The following is a 16,194-nucleotide window of genomic DNA, read 5'->3' as shown; positions in this document are numbered from 1 at the left end:
CGGCCTGCAGGCCCCAGTGATTATTCTTGTTGTTCCACTGTCGACGCCGGCAGACTGCGTCCGGCGTCGTTGTTGCTACGCACCCTGGTCAGGGCGTCGGTACTGCGTTTTTTTTATCGATGCGGCTTGTGGATAAGCTTTCCCGGCGAATCAATTGCGCCGCCTTTTCGGCAATCATCAGGGTAGGGGAGCAGGTATTGCCGGAGACGATTTGCGGCATGATCGAGGCGTCGGCAACCCGCAACCCCGGCACGCCGTGCACGCGCAACTGGTCGTCGACCACATCCAGCGGCCCGTTGCCCATGCGGCAGGTGCCTACCGGGTGGAAAATGGTAGTGCCGATCTGCCCGGCGGCTTCATGCAACTGCTGTTCGCTTTGCAGGTCGGCGCCTGGCAGATACTCACGCGGGCTGAACGCCGCCAGGGCAGGGGCCTGGACGATCTTGCGGGTCAGGCGAATGGCTTGGGCGGCGACGCGCAGGTCTTCAGGGTCGCTCAGGTAGTTGGGGTCGATCAGTGGCGCGTCGTCCGGGTTGGCCGAGCGGATATCGATACGCCCGCGGCTGGCCGGGCGCAGGTTGCACACCGAGGCGGTAAACGCCGGGAAGCGGTGCAGCGGCTCGCCAAAGCGCTCCAGCGACAAGGGCTGCACGTGGTACTGCAGGTTGGCCGAAGCCTGCTCGGGCCCGGAACGTACGAACGCCCCCAACTGGCTCGGCGCCATCGCCAGCGGGCCGCTGCGATCGTAAAGGTAACGCAGGCCCATGCCGAGCTTGCCCCAGGGACTGTTGGCAACCTGGTTGAGGGTGCGCGCCTGGGTAACCTGGTAGATCAGGCGCAGTTGCAGATGGTCCTGCAGGTTGCCGCCAACCCCGGGCAATTCGTGGCGAACAGTTATCCCCAGGCTCTCGAGCAAGCCACGCGGGCCGATGCCCGAGCGCTGGAGAATACCGGGTGAACCCACGGAGCCGGCACACAGGATAATCTCCCGGCGTGCGCTGAAGTTCTGCCAATTGCCTTGCCAGCGAGCACGTACCTGCGAAGCGCGGCCTTCTACCAGCACCACCTGGTCAACCAGCACATCGGTCAGTACCGTCAGATTGGGGCGCTTAAGGATCGGGCGCAAAAACGCCTTGGCCGAGTTCCAGCGAATGCCGGAACGCTGGTTGACCTGGAAGTATCCACAGCCCTGGTTATCCCCAGTGTTGAAGTCAGCAACGTTAGGGATACCACTCTGCGCCGCGGCTTCGCGGAAGGCGTCGAGGATCGGCCAGGAGTAGCGCTGCTGCTCGACCCGCCACTCGCCTTCGTTGCCATGGGCTTCGCTGGCGCCACCGAAGTGGTTTTCGCTGGCCTTGAACAGTGGCAGCACATCCTTCCACGCCCAACCGGCATTGCCCTGCTCGGCCCAGCGATCGTAATCGCCCGCCTGACCACGCATGTAGATCATGCCGTTAATGGAAGAACAGCCACCGAGCACCTTGCCCCGTGGATAACCCAGGGCACGGCCATTGAGGCCGGGTTGCGCTTCGGTCTTGAAGCACCAGTCGGTGCGTGGGTTGCCGATGCAGTAGAGGTAACCCACCGGAATGTGAATCCAGGGGTAGTTGTCGCGCCCACCCGCTTCGAGCAACAGCACCCGGCAGCCTGGGTCGGCGGATAAGCGATTGGCTAGCAGGCACCCGGCAGGACCGGCACCAACCACCACATAGTCGTAGACAGGATCGGCTGATGGCATGGGCAACCTCGCGCCTGATTATTATTCTTGTCCCAGCCCATGTTATTGATTAATTTCGGGATGAAAACGTTAGATTTCACTCAAGTGCTGTGCGTTTTAACACAACGTCCGTGAACACCTGATTCACAAGGAAAAGCATGTTCGACTGGAATGATCTGCGGTTTTTTCTCGAGTTGCAGCGCAGCGGCCGGCTGCTGACTGCGGCCAAACGTCTGAACACCACCCACAGCACCGTGGCCCGGCATATCGACAATATCGAACAGAGCCTGGGTACCGCCTTGTTCGTCCAGCACGCCCAGGGCTACGAACTGACGCCCTCCGGCCAGGCCCTGCTCAAGCACGCCGAAGCCATGGAAAACGTCGCCCTGCTGGCCCAGGAAGAAATCACCCAGGCCATCACCCCGCTGGGCAAGATTCGCCTGGGAGTCACCGAAGGCATCGGCATCATGTTCTTCACCCCGCGCATGGGCAGCCTGTTCGAACGCTACCCAGGCCTTGAGGTGGAGCTGGTGGCGGTACCGCGGTTTGTCAGCATCCTCAACCGCGAAGCGGAGATCAGCATTCACCTGGAGCGGCCCAACGCCGACCTGTTGATAACCCGCAAACTTACCGATTACCGCTTGGCGCTGTACGCCAGCCCCGAGTACCTGGCCCACGCACCAGCGCTCAATCACCGCGAAGACCTGGCCAAGCACAGCTGGATCGGCTACGTCGACGACCTGCTGTTCAGCCAGGAGCTGCTGTTTTTGAACAGCTTCTGCCGGGCACCCAACGTGGTGTTTCGCAGCACCAGCGTGATCGCCCAGCAACAAGCGGCTCGCGCCGGCCTGGGCATTGCCGTGTTGCCCAACTACATGGCCCGCCACGATCCGGCGCTGGTGCGGGTGCTGCCCAGCGAGACCATCCAGCGTAGCTACTGGATCTGTACCCGCCGTGAGCTGCACAAGTCGGTGCGCCTGCGCGTGGTCTGGGATTTTCTCCTGGCCCTGTGCGCGCAGGAGCAGGACGCCTTGCTGGCGGAGTAGGGCCTCAGCCGCCCAGGGTTTTCGCCGCCAACAGCACCGCCGCACAGATACCCACGGTCGCAAACATCTGCTGCAGTCGTGGCCCGGCCAGTTTGCTGGCGACCTGACGCGCCAGCAGCAGCCCGAGCACCGCACCGCCGGCAAACGGCGCGCCCACAGACCAATGCATGACGCCGCCAACCGTGGCGCTGACCACGCTGCCGGTCGACACCAGGGCGATCACTGCCAGCGAAGTGGCAACGATGCTCTTCATGTCCAGGTTGGTGTAACGGCTCAGCGCCGGGATGATCACAAAGCCGCCGCCAACCCCGAGCAACCCCGACAGCAATCCGGACATCGCGCCGGTAAACGCCAGGGCGCGGGCGCAGGGCAGGGTCCAGCGCAGCCGCCCCTGCAAGGGGTTGAGCACACAAGGCATGACCATGCGTTGGCCCAGTGGTGGCTGACCACGAAGTTCGCGGTGCGCCTTGAGCAACATGCGTGCACAGGCATAGACCAGCACCACGGCGAAAGTCAGAGCCAATGGCCCGTTCGGCAAGCGATGGGCAAGCATCAAGCCGAAGGGCGCAATCGCAATGCCGATCACCGCCACAAACAACGCCGCACGATAACGCACCAGACCTTGGCGCAGGCCCAACAGGGCACCCACCGCCGCCGCCATGCCGACGGCGAGCAAGCCGACTGGCGCCGCCTCGACCATCGACAAGCCCAGACCGAATACCAGCAAGGGTACGGCCAGAATGCCGCCACCGGCGCCGGTCAGCGCCAGCACCGCACCAATGATCGCGCCCAGCCCAGCCGCAAGAAATTGATGCTCGATCACCGCAGGCCCTCGGCGGCAACCCGCGGCTTGGCCAGCCACTCACGGCCCTTGAGCATGCAACGCCAGTACAGCGGTGGCAGGATCTGCGCCTTCAGAAGCCAAGCCAGGCGCGTTGGCCGGCGACCATCGAGCAGCCAACGCGGGAAGCTCGGCGCCAGCTTGCCGCCATAGGTAAATTCGGCCAGCACGATCTTGCCGCGTTCGACAGTCAACGGGCAGGAGCCATAACCATCGTAGTGGGCGAGGTTGGGCAGGCGCCCCAGCGCCACCAGCACATTGTTGGCCACCACCGGCGCTTGCTTGCGCGCAGCCGCTGCAGTCTTGGCATTGCTGGTGTTGATGCCATCGCCCAAGGCGTGGATGTTGCCATAGCGTTTATGACGCAGGGTAGCCGGGTCGACATCGATCCAGCCGGCCTGGTCAGCCAGTGGGCTGTTGCGAATAAAATCAGGGGCAACCTGCGGCGGCACCACATGCAGCATGTCGAAAGGCTGCACCCGGGTTTCGCTGCTGCCATCGGGCAAGGTGCGCACAAAGGTAGCGCGCTTGCCCGGGCCATCGACCGCCACCAGGCGATGCGCGTACTGCAGGTCTACCGCGTACTTGTCGATGTACTCCATCAAGGCCGGCACATAGTCAGGCACCCCGAACAGCACGCCACCGGCATTGAAAAACTGCGCCTGGATGTTGCCCAGCCGACCGTTGCGCAGCCAGTGGTCACACGACAGGTACAGGGCCTTTTGCGGTGCGCCGGCACATTTGATCGGCATCGGCGGCTGGGTGAACAACGCCCGGCCTTCACGCAGGTTCTGCACCAGTTGCCAGGTGTAGGGCGCCAGGTCATAGCGGTAGTTGGAAGTCACGCCGTTACGCCCAAGGGTTTCGCTCAAGCCCTCGATGGCATCCCAGTCGAGCTTCAGCCCAGGGCAGACCACCAGCTGTTCGTAACTGAGCAGTCGCCCGTCATTCAGCGTCACCGTTTGCGCCTGCGGATCAAAGCTCTCGACCCGCGCCTTGATCCACTGCACGCCGCCGGGAATGGTCGAGGCCATGGTGCGCGCCGTCGAAGGCGCCTGGAAGATACCGGCGCCGACCATGGTCCAGCCCGGTTGGTAATAGTGCACATCGGCCGGGTCGATGATCGCGACATCCAGCGAAGGGTCGCGGCAGATCAAGCTGGAGGCGGCAGCGACACCGGCAGCACCGGCACCGACGATCAGCACTTTATGGTGGTCGCCTTTCGGCACCTCGGCAGGGGAGGGTTGAGCAAGCATGGCAGGGTCCTTCTAATAATAATTCTGGGGTGAAACTCAGAGCACGTTGAGCGGGATCTTCAGGTAGCGCACTCCGTTGTCTTCAGGTTCAGGTAGTTGGCCGCTGCGCATGTTGATCTGCACCGAAGGCAGGATCAGTACCGGCATCTCCAGGGTGGCGTCGCGGGCTTCGCGCATGCTGACGAAGCTGTCTTCGCTGATGCCTTCACGGATGTGGATGTTGCTGGCGCGCTGTTCGGCCACCGTGGTCATGTAGCGCAGTTCGCGGCCACCCGGCAGGTAGTCGTGGCACATGAACAGGCGCGTCTCGGCGGGCAGGGCAAGGATGCGCTGGATCGAGCGATACAAAGTGCGCGCACTGGCGCCAGGGAAGTCGCAACGGGCGGTGCCGTAATCGGGCATGAACAGCGTGTCGCCGACAAAGGCGATGCTTTGCCCGTCGACCTCCACCACGTAGGTCATGCACGCCGGCGTGTGGCCGGGCGTGTGCAGGGCACGTGCCTTGAGGTTGCCGATGGTGAAGGGCTGCTCGTCGTCGAACAGCACATCGAACTGGCTGCCATCGCGGGCGAAGCCGCCATCGGCATTGAACAGCGCACCGAAGACTTTCTGCACCTGGGTGATCTGGCTGCCAATGGCAATCTGGCCGCCCAGCGCCTGCTTGAGGTAAGCCGCCGCCGACAGGTGATCGGCGTGCACGTGGGTTTCGAGAATCCACTGGACCTTGCCGCCCAGTTCAGTCACCCGCTCGATCAGCTTGTCTGCCGAAGCACTGCTGGTGCGTCCGGACTTCGGATCGTAATCCAGCACACTGTCGATCAAGGCACAGTCGCCACTGCTCCGGTCCATCAGCAAATAGCTGATGGTCGAGGTGACACTGTCGAACAGTGCCTCCACATACAAGTTGCCGCCGATGATCATTTACCACGCTCCGAATTCATCACAGGTGCCAGCTATCAAGCCTTGCTGGCAATGGACAGGCTGTCATCAAGATATGTGCCATCGAACCGGTAGGCTGTTTCCCAATGTTCGCGGGCTGCGTAGGGAAAAACACTGCCAGACTGTCAGCATAGTTGGCAGTGACATGGCAGCAGTTGGCAGTTTTTGGCAGTCCCTGGCAGCTTCAGTTAAGCTTCGCCCGAGCTTGCCCAGGTGTCGCCATGTCCTTCTCGTCCACTGTTGTTCCTCATCCTGCCGTGCAGGCCCTGGTGTCCTACCTCGAACACGACGCCCAGCCGACCATCGTGCTGGACACCGACTACAACATTCTTGCCGCCAACGGCGCCTACCGACGCCAGTTCGGCATCGACGGCCAACCGCCCATCGGCGCCAAGTGCCACCGGGTGTCCCATCACTACGCCGTGCCTTGCGACCAGGCCGGCGAACACTGCCCGATGCGCAAGGCCTGGGACAGCCGTGTCCCCGAGCGTGTTCTGCATGTGCACCACACCCCGCGCGGGCCGGAACATGTGGATGTCGAGTTGCGCCCGATCCTCGATGAGCAAGGTGAGGTGGTGGCGTTCGTCGAGCGCCTGACCAGCATCACCGTCGCCTCGGCGCAGCCCCAGCAACAAGGCTTGGTCGGCCGCTCAGCGGCGTTCCAGGACGCACTGGCCAGCCTGCAGCGCGCGGCACCTGCGCAAATTCCGGTGTTGCTCCAGGGTGAATCCGGGACCGGCAAAGAGTTGTTTGCGCGCGCTCTGCACCTGGGCAGCCCTCGGGCCAGCGGCCCACTGGTGGTGGTCGACTGCACCGGCCTGACTGAGTCGTTATTCGAGAGCGAGCTATTCGGTTACGAGAAGGGCGCCTTTACCGGCGCCCATCAGCGCAAGATCGGCCTGGCGGAAGCGGCCCATGGCGGCACCTTGTTCCTCGATGAAATCGGCGAAGTACCGTTGGCGATGCAGGTCAAACTGCTGCGCCTGATCGAGTCTGGCAGCTTTCGCCCGGTCGGCAGCCTGCGTACGGTTCACTCCGACTTCAGGCTGGTCTCGGCGACCCACAAACCGCTCAAGGAAATGGCTGCAGCGGGCACCTTCCGTGAAGACCTGTATTACCGCATCAGCGGTTTTCCGATCCGCTTGCCGGCATTGCGCGAACGGGTCGACGATCTGCCGTTGTTGATCGAGAGCCTGTTGCAACGGATGGCAGGGGCGGCGGCACCGAAGGTCAACCCAGATGCGATGAATCGACTGAGCTTGTACGCCTATCCTGGCAACATTCGCGAGCTGCGTAATATCCTCGAACGAGCGCGGCTGTTCGCCGACGACGGACTGATCCGTGCCGAGCACCTGCCTGCTGAGCTCGGTTCGAGACTTGAGCCGACGCCAAGCATCAGCCGCCGCAGCAAAGACAGCCTCGGGCAACTGGCCCAGGCCCTGGACAGCTTCAATGGATCACGCAGCGAGCTGGCGCGTCACCTGGGCATGAGTGAACGCACTTTGTACCGGCGCCTGCGCGAACTGGGTCTTTGAGACTGACGCAAGACAACCAACTGCGGCTTTTTCTTCTACGCTGAAACTGCTCACCCACCGCAGAGCGTTCCATGCGTCGATTGCCGAGTCGGTAACCAGGTGCCAGGACGCCTGACGTTCCGCTCTGTCTTTTCTGCCACAGGAGCATCGTCATGTCTTCCTGCCTTCACCGGGCGATCCTGCTCAGCATCGCCATGCTCGCGCTTTCTGGTTGTTTCGAAGAGGACGCGCAACCCAAGGCCACGGCTACGGCACCCGCAGCGGCTGCACCGGCTACACCAGCCGCGCCGGCGGCGCCGAGCGAGGCGGTGTTCAGCACCGAACAGCTCGATCAAATGCTCGCACCGTTGGCGTTGTATCCGGACGCTTTACTCGCACAGGTGCTGATGGCCACCACCTATCCAGGCAATGTCGCCGACGCGGTTGCCTGGTCCAAGGCGCATCCGAACGTCAGCGGTGATGCCGCGGTCAAGCAGGTCGCCGAGCAGCCGTGGGACCCCAGCGTGCAATCCTTGGTGGCTTTCCCGCAGGTGCTGGCGACACTTGGCCAGGACCCGGTCTGGGTGCAGCGCGTCGGCGATGCCTTTCTCGCCCAGCCCGACGCGGTGATGAACTCGGTGCAGCGCCTGCGCGCCAAGGCCAAGGCTGCCGGGCACCTGGAGTCCAACGAACAGCAGACGGTTATCGTGCAACCATCAAGCGCCCCCGCAGGCGGCACGACCACGGTGGTACAAGGTGCCGCGCCAGCACAGACTATCGTTATCCAGCCTACCAACCCGCAGGTTGTATACGTACCAAGCTACAACCCCTCCGTGGTGTACGGCAGTTGGTCCTCGCCGTCCTACCCACCCGCGTATTATCCGCCGCCACCGGGGTATGCCATCGGCACGGCGTTAGCCTCCGGCCTGGCTTTTGGTGCAGGCGTCGCAATCGTCAATTCACTCTGGGGGGATTGCGACTGGGACGATCATGACGTCGATATCAACGTCAATCGCTACAACAATATCAACAACGTCAACCGCAGGCTCGATGCCAACCAGAACACCTGGCGCCATAATCCTGCGTATCGCGACGGCGTCCCGTACCGCGACCAGGCCAGTCGAGCCCAGTTCGACCGACGCTTACCCGGCAGTGCAGAGCGCACAGCCTACCGCGGTGACACCCCGGCCCGGGTCGAAGATCGCGCACGAGCCCGTGAAACCCTGGCACAGCGCGGCATCGAAGCACCGGCAACCAGCAACCTTGAAGCCCGCCAACGGGTGCAGAGTGCCGACCGCGAGCGCGCCCAACAGCGCCTGGAAAAACAGGGCATCAACCCGTCCGGCAACGCACGCGAGCGCGCTCAGGTTGCCGACCGCCAACTGAAAAATGACGGTCAGGCCCGCCAGCGAGCACAGGCGCCGCAGAACAACCGCCAGCCTCAGCAGGCGGGGCGCAACCAACAAGTACGCCAGCAAGCCCGTCAGCAACATGTTAGCGCCCAGGCACCGCGCAACAATGCGTTGGCCGGTGTGCGCAACCCTTCGCAGTCACGCATCGCAAGCAATCGTGGCCAGCTCAGCCAACGCAGCGCCAGCCGACCATCTGCAGCCGCTGCGGGCCACCAGGTACAACGACCCGCGCGGATGCAATCCGGCGGTGGCGGCCGTCGCCGTTGAGAGGAGAATCAGTCATGAATGCTGCTAGCCGAATTGTGCTGATTCTGCTGCTGTGCTGGACGTCCAGCAGCTACGCTCAGGAACATTTCCCACACCCCGAAGCCGCCGGCGAAGCACTGGTGCAGGCGCTTGGTAGCGAAAAGGCCGATAGCCAACTGTTGGCGAAATTGCTTGGCAACGACTGGGAGAGTTACATCCCGACCAAGAACATCGATCGCAAAGATGTCGATGCCTTTCTCGCCCTCTACAAGGAAAAACATCAGGTTCAGTCCGACAACCCGAAGCGTGCACATCTGGTCGTCGGCGACACGCCCTGGGTGTTCCCGATTCCCATCAGACACAGTACTGACGGTTGGGCATTCGACACCAAAGCCGGCGCCGCGGAAATCCGCCTGCGCCGCATCGGACGCAACGAGCTGGCGACCATTCAATCAGTGCGCGCCTATCACGACGCGCAGATGGATTACGCCGAGGTTGATCGCAATGACGATGGGATACTCGAGTACGCGCAGAAACTCATCAGCAGCGACGGGCAGTTCGACGGTTTGTACTGGCCGCAAGAGGAGGGCGTTGAAGAAAGTCCGCTCGGACCGCTTTTTGGTGATACCGCAAAGGGCGATGATTGGCACGGCTACCACTATCGCATCCTCACTGGCCAAGGCCCTTCGGCGCCGGGCGGCGCCTATGACTACAAGATCGGTAATCACATGACCCGCGGCTTTGCCGTGATCGCCTGGCCGGCGGACTATGGCGACACGGGCGTGATGAGCTTCATGATCAGCCACGACGGCGAACTGTTCGAGAAAGACCTCGGCCGCGACAGCGCCAAGCGCGCTGCCGCGATTACCCGTTTCGACCCCGACAGCAGTTGGAGCGAAGTAAAGGACGAGGAAGAGGGGCGCTGAACCGAACAGCTCAACACAGGAAAAACAGCACAACAAAAAGCCCGCGTGAGCGGGCTTGATGATGTTGCTTTACTTTGAACCTACAGCTGATCAGAAGTCCAGGTTGGACACCGCCAGGGCGTTGCTCTCGATGAACTCACGACGTGGCTCAACGGCGTCGCCCATCAGGGTGTTGAAGATCTGATCGGCAGCGATCGCGTCTTCGATGGTCACCTTGAGCATGCGGCGCACGGTTGGGTCCATGGTGGTTTCCCACAGCTGATCCGGGTTCATCTCACCAAGACCTTTGTATCGCTGGATGGTGTGGCGCTTGGTGCTTTCGGTCATCAGCCAGTCCAGTGCTTCCTTGAACTCGGTGATGGCTTTCTTGCGCTCGCCACGTTGCACGTAGGCGCCTTCACCCAGCAGGGTGCTCAGCTGTGCACCGAGGGCGGTGACGGTGCGGTAGTCGTTACTGCCGAAGAAGTCACGGTTGAAGGTGACGTAGCTGGCCAGGCCGTGAGAGGTGATTTCCACTTCCGGCAGCCAGACATTGCGCTCTTTGTCTTCGCGCAGGCTGGCCTTGTACAGCAGGCCGGACTTCTCGCTGGTGCGCAGACGCTCTTCGAATTTGCCCAGCCACTCCTGCATGGCAGCGTGGTCGCCCAACTGCTCCAGCGATACCGCCGGCAGGTAGACGAAGTGCTCGGTCAGCTCCTGCGGGTACAGGCGCGAGAGGCGCTTGAGGGTCTTCATCACGGTGCGGAATTCGTTGACCAGACGCTCCAGCTCGACGCCGGAAACAGGTGGTGCGGATTCGTCCAGGTGCAGGCTGGCATCTTCCAGAGCCGACTGGGTCATGTACTCTTCCATGGCGTCGTCGTCTTTGATGTACTGCTCTTGCTTGCCTTTCTTGACCTTGTACAGCGGTGGCTGGGCAATGTAGATGTAGCCACGCTCGACCAGTTCCGGCAGCTGACGGAAGAAGAAAGTCAGCAGCAGGGTACGAATGTGCGAACCGTCGACGTCAGCATCGGTCATGATGATGATGTTGTGATAGCGCAGCTTGTCGATGTTGTACTCTTCGCGGCCGATACCACAGCCCAGCGCGGTGATCAGCGTGCCCACTTCCTGGGACGAGATCATCTTGTCGAAGCGTGCTTTCTCGACGTTGAGGATCTTGCCCTTGAGCGGCAGGATCGCCTGGGTCTTGCGGTTACGACCCTGCTTGGCCGAACCACCCGCGGAGTCACCCTCCACCAGGTACAGTTCGGAAAGGGCAGGGTCCTTCTCCTGGCAGTCCGCCAGTTTGCCCGGCAGGCCGGCGATATCCAGCGCACCTTTGCGGCGAGTCATTTCCCGCGCTTTACGAGCAGCTTCACGAGCACGCGCGGCGTCGATCATCTTGCCGACAACGGCCTTGGCTTCGTTCGGGTTCTCCAGCAGGAAGTCGGAGAAGTACTTGCCCATCTCCTGTTCCACGGCTGTTTTCACTTCCGAGGACACCAGCTTGTCTTTGGTCTGCGAGCTGAACTTCGGATCAGGTACCTTCACCGAGATGATCGCGGTCAGACCTTCACGGGCGTCGTCGCCGGTGGTCGAAACCTTGTTCTTCTTGGCCAGGCCTTCCTGCTCGATGTAGTTGTTCAGGTTACGGGTCAACGCCGAGCGGAAACCGACCAGGTGGGTACCACCGTCGCGCTGCGGAATGTTGTTGGTGAAGCACAACAGGTTCTCGTTGAAGCTGTCGTTCCACTGCAGGGCGATTTCCACGCCCACGCCGTCTTCGCGTTGAACACTGAAGTGGAAGACCTGGTTGACCGGGGTCTTGTTGGTATTCAGGTACTCGACGAACGCACGCAGACCGCCTTCGTATTTGAAATGTTCTTCTTTACCGGAACGCTCGTCCTTCAGCAGGATGCCGACGCCGGAGTTGAGGAAGGACAGTTCGCGAATCCGCTTGGCCAGGATGTCCCAGCTGAAGTGGATGTTCTTGAAAGTTTCAGCCGACGGCTTGAAGTGGATATGGGTACCGGTGGTTTCACTGTCGCCAACGATTTTCATCGGCGCTTGTGGAACACCGTGGACGTAAGTCTGTTCCCAGATCTTGCCACTGCGGCGAACGGTGAGGATCAACTGCTCGGAAAGGGCGTTAACCACCGACACACCTACACCGTGCAGACCGCCGGATACTTTGTAGGAGTTGTCATCGAACTTACCGCCGGCGTGGAGGACGGTCATGATGACCTCGGCAGCAGATACGCCTTCCTCTTTGTGCACGTCGACCGGAATGCCGCGACCGTTGTCGCGAACACTGATGGATTCGTCTGGGTGAATAATTACGGTGATGTCATCGCAGTGGCCGGCGAGTGCCTCGTCGATCGAGTTATCGACCACCTCGAACACCATGTGGTGCAGGCCGCTACCATCATCGGTGTCGCCAATGTACATACCGGGACGCTTGCGCACGGCATCTAGCCCTTTCAGCACTTTAATGCTGGAGGAGTCGTACGTTTGATTTTCGCTCATGCCTTCACTCCCGATGGTCGTGGGTCTGGGTGATACGGCCCTGTTCCACGTGGAACAAAGCAACTGGCGTTTCCGTCTGCCAGCCTTCCCTCAATAATTCTTGATCTACACAGGTGATAAACACCTGGCAGCGTAAGTCTTCCAACAAGCGACAAAGTGCGCGGCGGTGCTGGTCGTCGAGTTCCGACGGCAAGTCATCCACCAGATAAATACATTGGCCGCGACGCGCTTGGCTAACCAGATGGCCTTGAGCAATACGCAATGCACAGACCACCAGCTTCTGCTGGCCGCGAGACAAAATGTCAGCCGCGTTATGGGCGCCGAGTCTCAGGCGCAGGTCTGCACGTTGTGGGCCGGCCTGGGTGTGGCCCATGTGCTGATCACGTTGCAGGGAGGAGGCGAGCACTTCACTGAGTTCGCGATCCTTGTCCCAGCCACGGTAATAGCTCAGGGTCAGCCCTTCGAGCTCGACCAAATCGCTCAGGGTTTGCTCAAAGACTGGCTTCAAGGCCTTGATGTAATTGCGACGGTATTCATCTATTTCCGCGCTGGCCAGGCACAGTTCCCGGTCCCAGGCCGCTTGCGAAACAGCGTCAAGTGTACCATGCCGCAACCATGAGTTCCGCTGCCGCAAAGCCTTCTGCAGGCGTTGCCAAGTGGCCATGAAGCGGGGTTCCACGTGGAACACCCCCCAATCGAGGAACTGCCGGCGTATTTTCGGCGCGCCTTCGAGCAGGCGAAAGCTGTCCGGATTGATCAGTTGCAGGGGCAGAATCTCTGCCAACTGGGCTGCACTGCGAGCATTCTGCCCATCGATGCGAATGGTGAACTCACCTTGCCGATCCCGCGAAATCCCCAGGTTGCTGGAACCGCCTTCACTTAACTCGACCTGGCCGAACACAGTACAAGCCAATTGCTCGTACTGAATCACCGGTGTCAGGCGGGTGCTGCGAAACGAACGGGCCAGACCCAACAGATGAACGGCTTCCAGCACGCTGGTTTTACCGCTGCCGTTGGCGCCGTACAGGATATTGATGCGGGGGGAGGGAGAGAAGGTCACCGGGTGCAGGTTACGCACCGCGGTGACAGAAACGCGACTGAGGGACATCTAGAGTCTGCTGGACAAATTACAGACGCATCGGCATGACAACATAAGCGGAGTCGTCGTTGTCAGCTTCCTGCAGCAGGGCGCTGCTGTTGGAGTCCGACAGGATCAGACGAACCTGCTCAGTGGTCATGACACCCAGGACGTCGAGCAAGTAGCTGACGTTAAAGCCGATTTCCAGCGAGCTACCGTTGTACTCGACGCTGATTTCTTCTTCCGCTTCTTCCTGCTCAGGGTTGTTGGCCTGGATCTTCAACTGGGCATTGGCCAGTTGCAGACGGATGCCGCGGTACTTCTCGTTGGACAGAATCGCGGTACGGCTGAAGGCCTCGCGCAGTGCCTGGCGGTCACCGACGACCAGCTTGTCACCGCCTTTGGGCAGCACGCGCTCGTAGTCCGGGAACTTGCCATCGACCAGCTTCGAGGTGAAGGTGAACTCACCAGTAGTAGCACGAATGTGATGCTGACCCAGCACGATGCTGACCATGCCATCCGGCTCAGTAAGCAGGCGCGCCAGTTCGAGGATACCTTTGCGCGGCACGATGACCTGGTGGCGATCAGCCTGGCCGATATCGGCACGCATCGAGCACATGGCCAGACGGTGACCGTCGGTGGCGACAGCGCGCAGGGTGTCGGTGGACACTTCCAGCAGCATGCCGTTGAGGTAGTAGCGTACGTCCTGCTGGGCCATGGCGAAGCTGGTGCGCTCGATCAAGCGGCGCAGACGGCTTTGCTCCAGGTTGCAGGTCAGCGAGCCTGGGCCTTCTTCGACAGTCGGGAAGTCATTGGCCGGCAGGGTCGACAGTGTGAAGCGGCTACGGCCAGCCTTGACCACGAGCTTCTGCTCATCGAGCTTGATGTCGATCAGCACGTCGTTGGGCAGGCTTTTGCAGATATCCATCAGCTTGCGCGCAGGCACGGTGATTTCGCCTGGCTCGGCCGGCTCTTCCAGTTGCACGCGGCCAACCAGTTCCACTTCCAGGTCAGTACCGGTCAGCGACAATTGCTGACCCTGTACCACCAGCAGTACGTTGGACAGTACCGGCAAGGTCTGGCGGCGCTCGACGACGCCTGCGACCAGTTGCAGGGGTTTCAACAGGGCTTCGCGTTGAATGGTGAAATGCATGGTCTAGTCCCTTGCCTTTAATAAGCTGCGCTGACGTTCATCAAGTCGTCAGAGTCCGCAGCAGGTTCTTGTAGTCCTCGCGGATATCCGCGTCGGATTCCTTGAGTTCGTTGATCTTGCGGCACGCATGCAACACGGTGGTGTGATCGCGGCCGCCGAATACGTCGCCGATCTCCGGCAGGCTGTGGTTGGTCAGCTCTTTGGACAAGGCCATGGCGACCTGCCGCGGACGGGCTACCGAACGGGAACGACGTTTGGACAACAGATCGGAGATCTTGATCTTGTAGTACTCGGCAACGGTGCGCTGGATGTTATCCACACTCACCAGTTTGTCCTGCAGTGCCAGAAGATCCTTGAGCGATTCGCGAATCAGCTCGATGGTGATGTCGCGGCCCATGAAGTGTGAATGAGCAATCACCCGCTTCAGGGCGCCTTCGAGTTCACGCACGTTCGAGCGAATACGCTGGGCGATAAAGAAAGCCGCATCGTGGGGCAGGTCGACCTTGGCCTGGTCGGCCTTCTTCATCAGGATCGCTACCCGGGTTTCCAACTCCGGAGGCTCTACCGCAACGGTCAGGCCCCAGCCAAAGCGCGACTTCAGGCGCTCTTCCAGGCCTTCGATTTCCTTCGGATAACGGTCGCTGGTCAGAATGACTTGCTGGCCGCCTTCGAGCAGGGCGTTGAAGGTATGGAAAAACTCTTCCTGGGAACGCTCTTTACGGGCAAAGAACTGAATGTCATCGATCAGCAGCGCGTCGACCGAACGGTAGAAGCGCTTGAATTCGTTGATGGCATTGAGCTGCAGCGCCTTGACCATGTCGGCGACGAAACGCTCGGAGTGCAGGTACACCACCTTGGCATTCGGGTTCTTCTTGAGCAGGTGGTTACCCACAGCATGCATCAAGTGCGTTTTACCCAGGCCCACGCCGCCGTACAGGAACAGCGGGTTGTAGCCATGCTTGGGGTTGTCGGCAACCTGCCAGGCCGCGGCGCGGGCCAGCTGGTTGGACTTACCTTCGACGAAGTTCTCGAAGGTAAAGGTGCGGTTCAGGTAGCTGGTGTGCTTGAGCGCACCTTCGACCTGCACGGTGCGTTGTTCGGTGCGGCCACTTGGAGCTGGCGCGGCGTTGGCCTCGCCCATGGAATCGAAGCTGTCACGCGAAGGCGCTTGCTCGACTTCTGCCACCGGTGCCGGCGCTGCAACAGGTGCGGCGACCGGTTCGCTGACCACCGCGGTTTGGGCAGCCTGGGCCTGCGAGGCGGCGACGGCTGCAGCCAGCGGCGCATTGGGTGCGGCACGTGGTGCCGAACTGCGTCTGCTGCCTATTAATAAGGAAAGGGCAGGCGCAATACCGTTGCCGTGTTCACCCAGCAGTTCGAGCAGACGGCTCAGGTACTTTTCATTGACCCAGTCGAGAACGAAACGGTTAGGCGCATAGACGCGCAACTCGTCGCCTTCGGCTTCGACCTGTAGCGGACGGATCCAGGTGTTGAATTGCTGGGCAGGCAGTTCATCGCGCAGAAGCTCCACGCACTGCTGCCAAAGTTCCACTGACAC

General features: G+C 61.2%; 12 protein-coding genes. 4 read left to right on the top strand and 8 right to left on the bottom strand.

The genetic code is table 11. From position 1 onward, the window contains the following. Positions 1-88: 88 nt before the first annotated feature. Entirely contained in the window at positions 89-1,738 is a 1,650-nt protein-coding gene (locus LOY22_RS00060) for a GMC family oxidoreductase (protein ID WP_258595648.1), read from the bottom strand. Positions 1,739-1,875: 137 nt separating this feature from the next. Between LOY22_RS00060 and LOY22_RS00055 the strand changes: the two genes are divergently transcribed. Then, positions 1,876-2,763 carry a LysR family transcriptional regulator gene (locus LOY22_RS00055; RefSeq protein WP_093377737.1) on the top strand — a complete coding sequence of 296 codons (888 nt, stop codon included), beginning with the start codon at positions 1,876-1,878 and terminating at the stop codon, positions 2,761-2,763. Between the two features lie 4 nt (positions 2,764-2,767). On the opposite strand, the gene LOY22_RS00050 is transcribed toward LOY22_RS00055, so the two are convergent. From LOY22_RS00050 to LOY22_RS00040, 3 genes are read right to left on the bottom strand one after another with little or no spacing between them, the layout of a single operon-like run. After that, a complete protein-coding gene (locus LOY22_RS00050; RefSeq protein WP_093377741.1) occupies positions 2,768-3,586 on the bottom strand; it encodes a sulfite exporter TauE/SafE family protein in 819 nt (272 codons plus the stop codon). Further along, positions 3,583-4,860, bottom strand: coding sequence for an FAD/NAD(P)-binding oxidoreductase (locus LOY22_RS00045; protein WP_195885357.1), 1,278 nt, complete (start codon positions 4,858-4,860; stop codon positions 3,583-3,585). The genes LOY22_RS00050 and LOY22_RS00045 overlap by 4 nt, the downstream gene beginning before the upstream one ends. Before the next feature lie 36 nt (positions 4,861-4,896). Further along, positions 4,897-5,781 carry an MBL fold metallo-hydrolase gene (locus tag LOY22_RS00040; RefSeq protein ID WP_045199380.1) on the bottom strand — a complete coding sequence of 295 codons (885 nt, stop codon included), beginning with the start codon at positions 5,779-5,781 and terminating at the stop codon, positions 4,897-4,899. Between the two features lie 239 nt (positions 5,782-6,020). On the opposite strand from LOY22_RS00040, the gene LOY22_RS00035 reads away from it, so the two are divergent. The 3 genes from LOY22_RS00035 (at position 6,021) to LOY22_RS00025 (ending at position 9,897) form a co-directional block, all read left to right on the top strand. After that, positions 6,021-7,334, top strand: a complete 1,314-nt coding sequence (locus LOY22_RS00035; protein WP_093377751.1) for a sigma-54-dependent Fis family transcriptional regulator — start codon at positions 6,021-6,023, stop codon at positions 7,332-7,334. 152 nt (positions 7,335-7,486) lie between these two features. Then, positions 7,487-8,992: a DUF3300 domain-containing protein gene (locus tag LOY22_RS00030; RefSeq protein WP_258595636.1), complete on the top strand. Its 1,506-nt coding sequence runs from the start codon at positions 7,487-7,489 to the stop codon at positions 8,990-8,992. 14 nt (positions 8,993-9,006) lie between these two features. Continuing rightward, positions 9,007-9,897, top strand: a complete 891-nt coding sequence (locus LOY22_RS00025; RefSeq protein WP_258595634.1) for a DUF2950 domain-containing protein — start codon at positions 9,007-9,009, stop codon at positions 9,895-9,897. Positions 9,898-9,987: 90 nt separating this feature from the next. On the opposite strand, the gene gyrB is transcribed toward LOY22_RS00025, so the two are convergent. From gyrB to dnaA, 4 genes are read right to left on the bottom strand one after another with little or no spacing between them, the layout of a single operon-like run. Beyond that, the gene (gyrB, locus tag LOY22_RS00020; RefSeq protein WP_045199388.1) at positions 9,988-12,405 is read right to left on the bottom strand and encodes a DNA topoisomerase (ATP-hydrolyzing) subunit B; all 2,418 of its coding nucleotides are present in this window, start codon (positions 12,403-12,405) and stop codon (positions 9,988-9,990) included. A gap of 4 nt (positions 12,406-12,409) precedes the next feature. Next, positions 12,410-13,513: a DNA replication/repair protein RecF gene (gene recF, locus LOY22_RS00015; RefSeq protein ID WP_010222707.1), complete on the bottom strand. Its 1,104-nt coding sequence runs from the start codon at positions 13,511-13,513 to the stop codon at positions 12,410-12,412. A 19-nt stretch (positions 13,514-13,532) separates the two neighbouring features. Then, positions 13,533-14,636: a DNA polymerase III subunit beta gene (gene dnaN, locus LOY22_RS00010; RefSeq protein ID WP_038997897.1), complete on the bottom strand. Its 1,104-nt coding sequence runs from the start codon at positions 14,634-14,636 to the stop codon at positions 13,533-13,535. Positions 14,637-14,676: 40 nt separating this feature from the next. Then, the gene (gene dnaA, locus LOY22_RS00005) at positions 14,677-16,194 is read right to left on the bottom strand and encodes a chromosomal replication initiator protein DnaA (protein WP_093377769.1); all 1,518 of its coding nucleotides are present in this window, start codon (positions 16,192-16,194) and stop codon (positions 14,677-14,679) included.

Source organism: Pseudomonas sp. B21-035, from assembly GCF_024748945.1.
GTDB lineage: Bacteria > Pseudomonadota > Gammaproteobacteria > Pseudomonadales > Pseudomonadaceae > Aquipseudomonas.
Note: the sequence above shows the minus strand (reverse complement) of the source record. Positions and strands in the feature narration are given on the sequence as shown.